This is a genomic window from Pseudomonas sp. 9.2(2024), from assembly GCF_039695385.1.
Taxonomy (GTDB): Bacteria; Pseudomonadota; Gammaproteobacteria; order Pseudomonadales; family Pseudomonadaceae; genus Aquipseudomonas; species Aquipseudomonas paraglycinae.
Genome location: NZ_CP155585.1, coordinates 2,554,971 through 2,567,870, shown reverse-complemented (window position 1 = coordinate 2,567,870; position 12,900 = coordinate 2,554,971). Strand labels below are relative to the sequence as shown.

Annotated in this window: 11 protein-coding genes; all 11 read left to right on the top strand. The window is 63.2% G+C overall.

From position 1 onward, the window contains the following. The first annotated feature begins 5 nt into the window (after positions 1-5). The 11 genes from ABFB52_RS11540 to ABFB52_RS11490 are packed head-to-tail and all read left to right on the top strand — an operon-like array spanning position 6 to position 12,840. The gene (locus ABFB52_RS11540) at positions 6-752 is read left to right on the top strand and encodes a sugar transferase (RefSeq protein WP_085748434.1); all 747 of its coding nucleotides are present in this window, start codon (positions 6-8) and stop codon (positions 750-752) included. Then, a complete protein-coding gene (locus ABFB52_RS11535) occupies positions 752-1,399 on the top strand; it encodes a CpsD/CapB family tyrosine-protein kinase (RefSeq protein ID WP_085698620.1) in 648 nt (215 codons plus the stop codon). Before ABFB52_RS11540 ends, ABFB52_RS11535 begins: the two co-directional genes overlap by 1 nt. A gap of 21 nt (positions 1,400-1,420) precedes the next feature. Beyond that, the gene (locus ABFB52_RS11530) at positions 1,421-2,446 is read left to right on the top strand and encodes a polysaccharide biosynthesis/export family protein (RefSeq protein ID WP_085748435.1); all 1,026 of its coding nucleotides are present in this window, start codon (positions 1,421-1,423) and stop codon (positions 2,444-2,446) included. Between the two features lie 17 nt (positions 2,447-2,463). Beyond that, a complete protein-coding gene (locus ABFB52_RS11525) occupies positions 2,464-4,056 on the top strand; it encodes a Wzz/FepE/Etk N-terminal domain-containing protein (RefSeq protein WP_085748436.1) in 1,593 nt (530 codons plus the stop codon). Continuing rightward, on the top strand, positions 4,053-5,144 hold the full coding sequence (locus ABFB52_RS11520) for a glycosyltransferase family 4 protein (RefSeq protein WP_129973919.1): 1,092 nt from the start codon (positions 4,053-4,055) through the stop codon (positions 5,142-5,144). The genes ABFB52_RS11525 and ABFB52_RS11520 overlap by 4 nt, the downstream gene beginning before the upstream one ends. After that, positions 5,141-6,511, top strand: coding sequence for an O-antigen ligase family protein (locus ABFB52_RS11515; RefSeq protein ID WP_102718581.1), 1,371 nt, complete (start codon positions 5,141-5,143; stop codon positions 6,509-6,511). The genes ABFB52_RS11520 and ABFB52_RS11515 overlap by 4 nt, the downstream gene beginning before the upstream one ends. Continuing rightward, positions 6,508-7,476 carry a glycosyltransferase gene (locus ABFB52_RS11510; RefSeq protein ID WP_102688542.1) on the top strand — a complete coding sequence of 323 codons (969 nt, stop codon included), beginning with the start codon at positions 6,508-6,510 and terminating at the stop codon, positions 7,474-7,476. The genes ABFB52_RS11515 and ABFB52_RS11510 overlap by 4 nt, the downstream gene beginning before the upstream one ends. Further along, a complete protein-coding gene (locus ABFB52_RS11505; protein WP_129973920.1) occupies positions 7,469-8,605 on the top strand; it encodes a glycosyltransferase in 1,137 nt (378 codons plus the stop codon). The genes ABFB52_RS11510 and ABFB52_RS11505 overlap by 8 nt, the downstream gene beginning before the upstream one ends. Before the next feature lie 13 nt (positions 8,606-8,618). Continuing rightward, positions 8,619-9,620, top strand: a complete 1,002-nt coding sequence (locus tag ABFB52_RS11500; protein ID WP_129973921.1) for a polysaccharide deacetylase family protein — start codon at positions 8,619-8,621, stop codon at positions 9,618-9,620. Further along, the gene (locus ABFB52_RS11495) at positions 9,617-10,924 is read left to right on the top strand and encodes an oligosaccharide flippase family protein (RefSeq protein WP_129973922.1); all 1,308 of its coding nucleotides are present in this window, start codon (positions 9,617-9,619) and stop codon (positions 10,922-10,924) included. The genes ABFB52_RS11500 and ABFB52_RS11495 overlap by 4 nt, the downstream gene beginning before the upstream one ends. Beyond that, positions 10,921-12,840, top strand: a complete 1,920-nt coding sequence (locus ABFB52_RS11490; protein WP_129973923.1) for a hypothetical protein — start codon at positions 10,921-10,923, stop codon at positions 12,838-12,840. The genes ABFB52_RS11495 and ABFB52_RS11490 overlap by 4 nt, the downstream gene beginning before the upstream one ends. Positions 12,841-12,900: the final 60 nt, after the last annotated feature.

The following is a 12,900-nucleotide window of genomic DNA, read 5'->3' as shown; positions in this document are numbered from 1 at the left end:
ACTCCATGACTGGACTTGAGAAAGGTGTACCGATCCAACAACTGGTGCGTGACAAACGCATGGATCCGGAACAGCGAATGCGCCTGGACGCGGCCATCCATCGCCAGGGCCAGGGCTGGATGACCGGTCGCGAGGGCGGTCGGCCGTGGCAACTGTCGCGCACCAATCGGGTGGTCGCCTGCCTCGGTGCGCTGACGATTCTGCTGATGATTTCGCCGCTGCTGATCGGTCTGGCGCTGGCCATCAAATTCACCAGCAAGGGCCCGGTGATGTTCGTGCAGAAACGCACCGGTTATCGCGGGCGCAAGTTCGGTATGTACAAGTTCCGGACCATGGTCGCCAACGCCGAAGAGCTCAAGGAGTCGCTGCGTCACCTGAACAAGCACGGTGCCGACGCCATCGACTTCAAGATCGACCAGGATCCGCGCATTACCGGGATCGGTGGCTTCCTGCGGCGCACCAGCCTCGACGAACTGCCCAACCTGATCAACGTAGTGACCGGCGACATGCGCCTGGTCGGCCCTCGCCCGACCTCGTTCAACGCCTATCGCTACAAGGACAGTCACCTCGCCCGTCTGGCGATCTACCCCGGCATGACCGGCCTGTGGCAGATCTCAGGACGCAGCAACATCGACTTCGACCAGCGCGTTGAGTTGGACCTCAGCTATATCGCCGAGCAGAGCCTTCTGCTTGATCTGAAGATTCTGTTGAAAACCCCCTTCAAAGTATTCAGCGGCCACGGAGCAAGCTAATGGACGGTTCAACCAACAAAAGCCTGAGCATTGCCAGCCCCAGCGAGTCGAACCTGACTTCGACCGTGCTGGACCTGGATCTGCGGATCCTGTTTCTGACCGCCGCCAACCCCGGCGCCGGCACCACCACCAGCGCCCTGGCGCTGGCCAGTCAACTGGCGCAGATGAGCAGCGGCCAGGTGCTGTACGTCGACGCCAGCCAGTCGGCGAGCAACCTGACCCAGCAACTGAACCTGAGCAAGGAGCGCGGCCTGCGCGACCTGCTGTTCAACCCGGACAACCCGCCGCTGTTGCAGGACTGCGTGGTGCAGGTGTCGAGCCTGCCGTTTCACGTGCTGCCCAACGGCCGGCCGATCCGCACCATGGAACACCTGACCGCCGAGCGCCTGAGCCCGCTGCTCGATCAACTGGGCAGCCAGTACCGCTTTGTGGTGATCGACGGCGACGCGGTGTATTCGGCCGCCGACACGCTGGTCATCAGCACCCAGGTCGACGGCGTGGTGTTCGTGGTACGCGCCGAAGACACCCGCTGGGAAGTCGCCCAGGCGGCAGTGCAGCGCTTGACCCAGGCCGGGGCCAAAGTGGTCGGCAGCGTGTTCAACCGGCGCAAGTACTACATGCCCAAATGGCTCTACAAAAACCTGTAAGCAACCGCAAAGGATGACGCCATGAACGCCAGGATTCTTGTGCTGCTGATGCTGCCGCTTGCAGGCTGCTCGAGCACCTCCGAAACCCAGAACATGCCGGTGAACATTCTCACCGCCACCCCGGCCAACTCCCAGGCCACCGACATGCCGAAGATCGAGCAGACCCTGCGCCCGCAGGATGTGCTGGACGTGATCTTCCACATCAGCACCAGCGGCTCGGACGCTTATCGCGTGCAGTCGGGGGACCAGATCGGACTTAACTTCACTGCTGCCAGCCAGCTCAATGGCAACCAGTTGGTGCTGCCGGACGGCACCATCGAACTGCCGGGCGCCAACACCTCGGTGAAAATCGCCGGGCTGACCAGCGAAGAAGCGCGCCAGGAAATCCAGCGCGCCTATCAACGCAAACAGCTGTTCCAGCCCAACCGCAATCAGTTGACGGTGCAGATCATCAGCCCGCTGACCAACGAGCAGAACCTGAAAAGCGCCCTCAACCACCCGGCCACCGGCATGAGCCGCGAGATCACCGTCGGCACCGACGGCTACGCGAGCTTCCCGGAAATCGGCGCGGTGCCGCTGCAAGGCATGACCGTCAACCAGCTCGAAGCCTTCCTCAACAAAAAGTACGCACAACTGCCGGGCCGCATGACCGTGGACGTGCTGCTCAAGTCCACCGCCGGCAACGAAATCTATGTGCTGGGTGAAGTCGGCCAGCCGGGTTCCTACCCGATCCGCCGGCCGGTGTCGGTGCTGGAGGCGCTGACCCTGGCGCGCGGCACCAACGTCAAGGCGCGGCTCGATTCGGTGGTGATCATGCGCCGCAACGGCAATCAGGTGCAGGCCGTGCGTTACGACGTCGAGAAAGCGTTGTCGGGCGAGGCGCCGCAAATCGCCTACCTGCAACCGGACGACATGCTGTACGTGCCGAAAACCAAACTGGCCAGCGCCGGCGAACTCGCCCGGCAACTGGCCGACGTGGTGCTGTTCCAGGGCGTGGGCTTCAGCTTCGGCTACCGCGTCGACAACAAAGACAGCAACAACAACTGACTCTCAGGTGACCGACCATGAATCCAAAGGAAAACTACCTGCATGAGTTCTTCAGGATCTTCTTCGCCAACAAGCAATTGGTGAAACGGGTCTTCCTGGTCTTTGCAGTGATCGCGCTGGTGCTGCCGCTGCTGCTCAAACAGAGCTTCGATATCACCGCTCAGGTAATCGTGCAGTCGAAAAAACTTTCACAGGGCGACGCCACCACGTCGCTGACCGTGGACAACGCCACCTTCATCCCGCCATCGCTGGCGGACATGGAAACCGAGAGCAACATCCTGCGCTCGCCGGCGCTGATCCGTCAGACCATCAGCGAACTGCGCGACAAGGGCGAATACACCCCTTCGCCCGGCATGTTCAGCAAACTGGTGGGCGAACCGTTCAAGCGCTACATCAGTTCGCCGCTGCGCCAGTACGTGATCAACCCCGTGCGCAACACCCTGGGGCTTGAGACCGATCCGGTGCGCGACACCGCGCTCGACGCGCTGACCCAGGACGCGATAGACAGCCTGAAAATCGAAACCCTGCCTGGCTCCAACGTGATCTCGATCGTCTACAGCTTCCCCGATCCGCATCAAGGCACGACCTTCGTCTCTGCCCTGCTGCAAAACTATCTGGTGAGCCGTCAGGCGCTGCAGTCGATCGACCTGCCGCAGTCCTTCTACGAAACCAAGAAGCATCTGTATCAGGTGCGCCTTGATGGACTGGAAGGCAATCGCCAGGCATTACTTGAAAGTGTCGGCGCGTCGGATCCGAAGGAGGAAATCACCTTCCGCCTCAACGCGATCAACACCGAAGAGCAGGCGCTGAACCTGTATCGCGACCGCCTGCTGCAAAGCCAGCGCTGGCTCGAGTACCTGAAGACCGCGCTGGCTGCCGCCAGTAACAGCAAACTCAACGACTACACCTTCCCCTACACCTTCACCACCACGGTCGACAACGTGGCGTTCGAGGATCGGGAAATCAAACAGATGGGCGAGCAACTGACCACCCAGGTCAGCCGTTACATGAATGATCTGGCGGTGTTCCAGCCGGGCAGTGAACCGATGTTGCTGACCCGCGAGCAGATTGCCCGCACTCGCCAGCAGTTCCTCAAGGTGGTGAGCAACCGTATCCAGGAACGCACCAACGATCTGGCGGTGGTCCAGCAGGTGATCGATCAGAAAACCGCGCGCATCGCCGAGTTCAAGAACCGCATCCACGAGTTGCAGCAAACCCAGAGCAAACTGCGGCAGATGGACACCGAGATCGACGCGCTGCACGCCGCGTTCTCGACCTACGCCCAGCGTTTTGCCGAAAGTAGCACCACCCGTTCGCTGAGCGACGACCTGTCCAACGCCCGGGTCTTGAGCCCACCGTTCGAACCGACCGAACCGGCGTTTCCCAAGCCGATGCTGATCATTCCGTTCGGGCTGTTCACCGGTCTGTTGCTGGCGATTGCACTGGTCTACGTGCGTGAGTTCTTCGATCACCGCTTCAAACATCCGGCGCAAATCAGCCACGAGCTGGGCCTGCCGGTGCTGCTGGTGATCAACGACCAGAACGCGCAACCGAGCAACCCGCACAAGAACTGGACCGTGCCGAGCTTCGTGCACTGGGTGCGCAATTGAACACGTCCTCTACCCCGAACGCCGCCCTGCCGATCATGCATTTGCTCAGCAGCGGTGGCTTCTACGGGGCCGAGCGGATGTTGCTCGATCATTGCCTGGCGACGCCGGGGCAGCACCAGGTGCTGTTCCTCGATGCGCCGCCGGAATTGATCGCGCGCTTTCGCGAGGCCGGCGTCGATGCACAAGGTTGCGCAGGGCTTGCTGCCCTGCTGCGGCACTTGGGTCAGCGGCGCGGTGAACGTCCGTTGATCAATACCCACAATTTCAAAGGCCTGTTGTTCGGCTGGGTCGGCGCCACGCTGTTGCGCCTGCCGCTGGTGATCACTCAACACGGCTTCACCCCGCGCAGCCGCAAGCAGAAGTTCTACACCTGGCTGAGCCTGCAACTGTGCCGCACGGCGTCGGTGGATCGGGTGGTGTGTGTCGCCGAAAGCATCGCGGTGTTGCACCGTCAGGCCAGCGTCCGCGCGGAGAAATTGCAGGTGATTCCCAACGGATTGCCGGCAGCCGCCGCGCTGCTTTCCGATGCGCCAAGACAACGCTGGCTCGCCGGTTACGTCGGGCGTTTGAGCAGTGAGAAAGGCCCGGATCTGTTTCTCGACGCGCTGATCCCGCTGTGTCACCAGCACCCGCAACTCGACGCGGTGATGCTCGGCGACGGCCCGGAACGCGAAGACTTGCAGGCGCGAATCGACGCCGCCGGTTTGCAACAGCGCATCCGCTTGCCGGGTTACCAGACCGACATGCGTCACTGGTGGCAGCAACTCGATGCGCTGGTGATCAGCTCGCGCACCGAAGGTACGCCAATGATTCTGCTGGAAGCGATGCAGGCCGGGGTGCCGGTGGTAGCGTTCGCCGTCGGCGGGATTCCCGACGTACTGGAGCATCGCCACAACGGTTTGCTTGCGGCCCCCACCGACAGCGCCGCCCTCGCCCGCCAGCTCGACACCTTGCTGTCCGAGCCTGGCCTGGCACGGCAACTGCGCGACAACGCAAAACGCACGCAACAGGATCGCTACGACCTCAAGGCCCTGGCCGAACGCTGGTCGCAGCTGTACATCCGCACGGCACGGGAGGCACGCGCATGATTTTCCCGCTCTCGATCGTCAGTCTGTTGGGGCTGGCCTGCATTGCTCTGCTGGCCAGCCCCTGGCCCTACCTCGCGCCAGGCGCAGTGCTCGGTCTGGTGGGGTTCGCGGTGTTGTACCGCAAACCGACCTGGGGCCTGCTCGGCATCGTCGCCCTGGTGCCGTTCGAGGGTTTCTTCAAGGACAGTTCCCTGTCGGGCAGCAAACTGATCGGCGCGTCGCTGGCGGTGATCCTGATGCTGCAACTGGCGATGCACCAGATTCCCTCGGATCGCCTGCGCAGCAATATCTGGCGCTTTCTGATCGCCTTCATGACCCTGTACTTTCTCAGCCTGCTCAACACCGATGACATGGGCATGTCGCTCGGCCACCTGCGGGAAATCAGCGTCGGCCTGATTCTGTTTGTGATCACCCTGCTGATCGGCCGCGAGCTGAACCTCGACCTGTTCGCCCGGTTGGTGACCCTCGCCGTCAGCACGACCTGCGCCATGGCCATGTTCTCCAGCAAATTCCAGGATCAGGGGCGGGCTGCCGGTTTGCTCGAAGACCCCAACGCTTTCGCCCTGCTGATTGCCTTCGCCATCCCGCTGGGGCTATTGCTTGTCATCCGCAGCCCGAACCTGTTGCATCGGCTGTTCTGGGGCGGATGCTGCCTGCTGTTGCTCGGCGGCATGACCAAGACCGAATCGCGTTCCGGGCTGGTGGTGCTGGCCTTGAGTCTGGTGATCGGTTGCTGGCACTACCGCGCGCAACTGGCGCGGATTCGTCCACGTCACCTCGGTTTTGCCATGCTCGGTGCGGCGATCGTGATTCCGCTGGCGATCTACGCAATGCCCGCCGGTTACATCGCGCGCATCCAGTCCCTCAGCGTGTTGAGCGCCGGCGCCAAGGGCCACAACGACGAATCCCTCGGTCGCCGCGCCTCATACATCGTGGTCGGTGGCCAGATGATCCGCGAGAACCCGCTGCTCGGCTCCGGCCCCGGCACTTTCCCGCTGCACTACGCCACCACCGGTTACGCCAAGGCGTTTTCCGCCAACCGCAAGATCGGCGACCTGTATCGCCGGGCGCATAACACCTACCTGGAAATCTTCAGCGAACTGGGGGTGCCCGCCGGATTGATGTTCGTCGGCATGCTCGCGCTGGGTCTGTACAACCTGATGCAGGCGCGCAAGGCGTGGATGCTGCGACGTGACTGGCAACAGGCGGATCTGATGACCCACCTGGGGGTGAGTTTTCTGTCGCTGACGCTGTTCCTGATGTTCCTCAGCGCACCGAACCAGAAATACCTGTGGATCATGCTCGCCATGACCAGCGTCTTGCGCCTCAAAGCCGAGCAGGCACCGATGACGGAGGCCAAAGCATGAGCCGGATCAGCATCGTCATCCCGATGTTCAACGAGGCCCGGCACATTGGCCGCACCCTGCTGGCTGCGCAAAAAGCGGCGCACGCGGCGGATGTCGAGTGTGAACTGATCGTGGTCGACAACGGATCGAGCGACGAAGGCCCGCAGATCGCCCGGCAGTTCGGCGCCCACGTACTGGTGATGCCAGGCCTGCTGATCGGCGCGTTGCGCAATCGTGGGACCGCCATCGCCACCGGGGAATGGCTGGCGTTCATCGATGCCGACATCGAAATGCCGGAAGACTGGTTGCACCCATTGTTCGACATCGAAGCCAGTGGCCAGGCCGATGTCTTCGGTCTCGACCTGCACACCCCCGCCGCCGCGCCGTGGTACGCCACCGCCTGGCAGCGCCGGACCTTGCGCCCGACCACCCACACCAGCCACGTCGTCGACTGGCTGCCCAGTGCCAACCTGCTGATGCGTCGGCGCTGGTTCGACAAGGTCGGCGGTTTCAACGAAACCCTGCGCACCGGCGAAGACAAGGAGTTCACCTTGCGCCTGAGAGAACACGGCGCGCGACTGCTCTCGATCAATGAAAGCGTGGCTCTGCACTGGGGCTACGAAATGAACTGGCGCGAGTGGATGGGCAAGGAACTGTGGCGTCAGGGCAGTCATCTGCAATTGCTGCGCAGCCACGGTTTCAGCCTGCGCCTGTTGCGGTTTCCGATGCTGTCGATCTTCGTCTGGATTCTCGATTTCCTGGCGATATCCGCGCTGCTCGACGGCTTTCCCCATCACGCCGCGATCATGGTGATGCTGACGCTGGTGCCGGGGCTGGTGCTCAGCGTGCGCCAGAGCGCCAAGCACCACAACGTCTGCCTGACCCTGCAACTGTGGGGCCTGCACTGGCTGCGCCTGCACCTGGCGGGCGCCGCGTTCATTCTCAGTCTGTGTCATTGGAACGCCAGGAGGCCTGCCCGTGGCTGAATTCATTTTCTGGATGTGCCTGCTGCTGCCGGCCTACGCCTATGTCGGCTACCCGCTGCTGCTGACGCTGCTCGCGCCGCTGTTCCCGGCGTGGCGCCACAGCCCGGCACCGCCGCTGAACGTCAGCATCGTCATCGCCGCCCACAACGAAGCGCGACACATCGAACACAAGCTGCGCTCGCTGCTGTCCCAGGATTATCAGCCGGCGACCCTGCAAATCATTCTGGCCAGCGACGGTTCCACCGACGCCACCGTGGCCTGCGCACACAAGGTCGTCGACCCGCGAATCACCGTGCTCGACCTGCCTCGCCAGGGCAAGGCCGCCACCCTGAATGCCGGCGCGGCGCTGGCCACGGGCGACATTCTGGTGTTCACCGACGCTGACAACCAATGGTCGCGGGAAACCCTCGGCTACCTGCTGGCGCCCCTGAGCGATCCGCAGGTCGGCGCCTGCGCCGGGCACATGGTGATCCCGGTCACCGGCGGCGGACTGAGCATTGGCGACAGCCTTTATCGGCACTACGAGGGCTGGTTGCGTCGGGTCGAGAACCGTACCGGTTGCATGGTCTCCGCCGACGGCGCCCTGCTGGCCCTGCGCCGCGAACTGTTCGAGAACGTGCCGGCCGAGGTCAACGACGACTTCTTCATCAGCACCTGCGCCCCGGTGAAATTCAAACGGATCGTCTACGTGCCCGAAGCGCAAGTGATCGACCACGGCGTGGACGAAGCGGACAAGCAATTCCGTCGGCGCCAGCGGGTCACCGTCGGCGGCCTGCAAAGTCTGGCGCAACGCAGTGCACTGCTCAATCCGTTGAAGCATGGGCTGTATTCGATTGCGTTGATCAGCCACAAGTTGATCCGTCGCCTGGCGCCGATCCTGTTGCTGCCGCTGCTGCTGAGCAATTTCTGGCTGTGGCAAGAGCACGATTTCTATCGACTGAGCCTGATCGCGCAATTGATCGGCTACGCCATCGCGATTGCCGGCCTGCTGGATTCACAACACCGCTTGCCCAAGCCGTTCCGCCTCGCGGCGTTCCTGCTGGTGACACTGGCGGGCATGAGCATTGGCCTGTGGCAATTCCTGCGCGGCCAGCGTTATGCCCAATGGAACCCTGACCAAAACCGTTGAGAGGGATCGAGCCATGGCGATCAAGCAACTGATTAAACGCACCAGCGGCTGGCTCTATCTCAACTCGTCCGTGGGGCGAAACCAGCTGCACGGCGCCGGCGTGATACTGATGCTCCACCGGGTGCTGTCCAACGACCGCGCCGCCGACCTGCCGCACCGCAACGAACTGTGCGTCGGGCCCAAGGCCTTCGAACACTTGCTGGTGTGGCTGCGCAAGCATTTCGATTGCGTGCCGCTGATGGAAATCCTGCAACCCAATGCCTTGCGCACCGAGCGTCCGCAAGTGGCGCTGACCTTCGACGACGGCTGGCGCGACAACGCCGCCAACGCCTTCCCGCTGCTGCAGAAACATCAGGTGCCGGCGAGCATTTTCCTCTCCACCGATTTCATCGGCAGTCGTCAGCGTTTCTGGTGGGAAAGCCTCGGCGAAACCCTGTGGGGCAGCCATGGCGAAAAGGCCCGCACGCACCTGATCGAATGCCTGCGTGCCGCCGGCCAGCCGTTGCCAGTGCTGCTGGACGACATCGATGTGGATCGCCGCAGTCTGACCCTGTTGCATTATCTGCAAAGCCTCAAGGCGCTCGATCCGAAGATACTCGAACGCCTGACCGACGAGTGTCCGCAGGAGTCGTTGCCACAAGCGCTGGACTGGCATCAGGTGCGGGCGATGGAAGCGTCGGGGCTGGTGCGTTTCGGCCCCCACGGCGCCAGTCACGCCATCCTCACCGGCCTTGACGATGTGCGTCTGGGCGAAGAACTCAGCCGCAGCCGCGATGCCCTGAACAACGGCTGCAACCGGCCGTTGCCGGTGTATTGCTATCCCAACGGGGACAACGATGAGCGTGTGCGCGAGCAGATCGCCAATCACGATTACCCCTTCGCGCTCGGCACCGGCAGTGGCATCTATCGCGGCACCGCCGATCCCCTGAACCTGCCGCGTTTCGGTGTCAGCCAGCGCACCGCGCGCAATCCGGAACTGCTGTCGTGGCGGATCTATCGCGGGGCGCGGCCATGAGTCGAGGCAGTTACCTCAAGCATCTGGCGCTGAGCATGGGCACCAAACTGGCGATGATCGCCCTGCGCCTGCTGAGGAATGTGCTGCTGGCGCGGATTCTCGGCCCCAGCGAACGGGGCCTGTTCGCCCTGCTCAGCACCCTGCCGGATCTGATCAGCGCCGCCACCAGCGGCGGTTTGAACTCCGCTGTTGGTTATCAAGCGGCCAAGCAACGACCGATGGGCTTGTTGCTCGCGCAAGTGCTGGTGTTCGGCTGTCTGCTGGCGGGTTTGTTGACCTTGCTGGTGGTAGCGCTGGTGCGCGAATTCGGCAGCGAACTGGACGTGACCCTGCAACTCGGTCTGCTGGCGTGGCTGTTGCTGCTGGCGGTGCCGTTGACCGTGCTCAAAAGTGGCCTGCTGACCTTGCACAATGCGTCCGGCGGCGTGGTCGCGTTCAATGCCTTGCGGTTGGTGGAATCTTTGGCGCCGCTGTTGCTGTTTCTCGCGTTGTTCTGGATGTGGAAAGAAGCGGCCCTCGAAGCCGCGCTGATCAGTTGGCTGGCCGGCATCAGCCTGGTGGTGCTGGTCGGCTGGCTGTGGCTCAAACGCGCGCAGCCGTTGCAGCTGCAATGGGATCGCACCAGCCAGAACGAACTGTTGCGCTTCAGTGCGCGCAGCCACCCGGATCTGCTGTTCCAGCAAGTGATCCTGCGTTCCGATTACCTGTTCATCGGCGCCCTGCTCGGCAGCACCGCCCTCGGGCATTACGCGATGGCCAGCGCCGCCGCCGAGCTGCTGCTGATCGTCCCGGAAGCGGTGACCACGCCGCTGATGAAACGCCTGCTGCAACAGGACGAAGGCATGGACAAGGTCACGCCGCTGGCGCTGCGCCTGACCGCCACGGTAATGCTCGGCGCCTGCCTGACCATGGCCGTGATCGGCGAATGGCTGATCGTCACCCTGTTCGGCGTCGCCTACCAGCCGGCGTATCCGGCGCTGCTCGCGTTGCTGCCGGGGCTGCTGGGCCTGTGCTACGCGAGCATCCTGCGCCTGGACCTGATCGGCAAGAACCGCCCCGGCACGGTGTCGTTGCTGATGGGAATCGGCGCGCTGCTCAATCTTGCGCTGAACCTGCTGCTGATTCCGGCCTACGGCATCGTCGGCGCAGCGGCGGCTTCGTCGATTGCCTATCTGGCGGTGACCGTGGCGATGCTGGTGTTGTACTGCCGGCTGAGCGGCGTGGCGTTCTGGCAAACCCTGATCATTCTGCCCAGCGACCTCACACCGATGTGGCTGATGTTGCAGCGTCGGAAGGCAGCATGAAAGGCCTGGCCCTGCTGTTCGGACTCGGCCTGTCGCTGGACGCCTTCGCGGCGTCGATGCGCTGGGGCGACATTCGTGACGGCAGCCTGTACCTGCAAGCGGATCGCCCCGACACGGTGACCGTGCGCTGGGCGCCGGCGTGGCAGGCGGAGGCCAACGAAGAGCACATTTTCCTGCTCGACGGCCGGGGTAAATTGCAGGGCGAGCGCTTTATCAAGGCCAGTGAAACCCGTGGCAGCCAGAGCTGGCCATTGGCGCCGGGGGCCGCGAGTTATCAGCTGGAAATCCCCGGCTACAGCTTCCGCGGTTACCGGGTCGAACACGACGAAAATACCGTGGCGCTGTTTGCCCCGGCCAAGGTGCATTTCAGTGCGGAAACCCGTAACGGCGATGAACTGTATTTCAAGGTCGCCGCGGGTGAGCACGCGATATTGGCGGGCAAGTTTCACGGCGGGGTCAGCGCCCTGCAAGCGCAGCGGGTCGGCGATGGACAACCACTGTCCTTGGCGCTGAAACCCTATCGCGCTTACTGGCAGTTCGATCAGGTGGCGTTGCCGGTCAGCGAACGCGAACAGGTCTGGCGCCTGCGTCTGCAAGGCAGCGGCAAAGCGGCGTTCTGGCTCGACGGTACGGCCAATCTGTTCGCACAGACCCCGCAACAGCTCAAACCGCTGCACGAAGACGACGGCCAGACGCGCCTGACCCTGCACGACAAAGTCCTCGGCCGCACCCCGGATCTGGGCATCGCCCTGCCCTACGTGATGCCGCCGCCCGCCAGCCATCCGCTGCTCGATGCACTGAAACCGACGGCCGCCAGTTACTACAGTTTTGTCGACGTGACGGCGAGACAACCGCACTTCGAAGATGCGTTTCGCCAGGTCTATCAGGATCGCTTCGGCATTCGCCAGGACATCACCTTGCTCGCCGGCAGTCAGCGTCAGGCCGATCTGCGCGCCGACGTGCAAAGCAACAGCGGCCTCGACGCCTGGCTGGCCGGCACCCGTGCGCTGGGCGGCAAAGGCACGCACTACATCGGGTTCGCCGACGAGCCCAACCTGAATTATTCGAGTTACGAGCAATACCGTTCGATCTTCACCAGCATGGCCCGGCAAGTGCGCAGCGACCCGGCCAATGCCAAGGCCGGCGTGCGTATCGCGATGCCGGCCAGTTCGCGATTGGTCAACGGCCCGTTCGCCGACAATGCGGCGAACAAGCGTGGCATCGACTGGGCCCGGCGCCTGCTCGATGAATCCGCCGATCAGGTCGATGCGCTGGCCTGGCACGAATGGATGATTCGCGACCTGCTCGCCACTCGCGTGTACCGCGACAGCGTGCGCCGCGCTGCCGATCTGGTCGGCCTCGATGCCAAGGGCCAGCCGCGCAAAGCGTTGCTGCTGGATCAGACCAACCTGTCCAGCGGCTCGAGCCTGAGCCCCTACGATCAGGAAACCCATTTCACCTCGCTGTGGTGGGCCTCGGTGGTGATCAACGCCTCCCAGGACGGTTTGCTGACGATGCTCAATTGGTTTCAGGCCGCCGATGAGCCGCAGTACCCCAAAGGCATGTTGCGGGTGCTGAGCGATGACCGCTTCGAGTTGAAACCGGTGGGCATGGCCCAGCAGTTCATCCAGCAACACTGGCTGCACAACGTGCTGTGGCTGGAGAACGACGCGTTCGAAGTCGATGTGCTGGCGATGGCCGGCGACGATCAGCGCGGGCTGCTCGGCGTGAACAAAGGCACGCGTTTGCAGCATGTCGATCTGGCGGGCGCGAAATGTCCATTGAACAACGGCGCGCTGCGCTACTTCGGCGCCGACAACCGCAGCCGCGACGCGCCTTTTCGCTGTCAGGACGGCCGCGTGCGCTTCGAACTGCCGGGACAGACCCTGTTTGCCCTGCGCTGGAGCGCCTCATGACCGCCCCGTTGATGTCCGGCCGCGCTGGCCTCTGGCCGCGCGATGACTCGTCATCAGGAG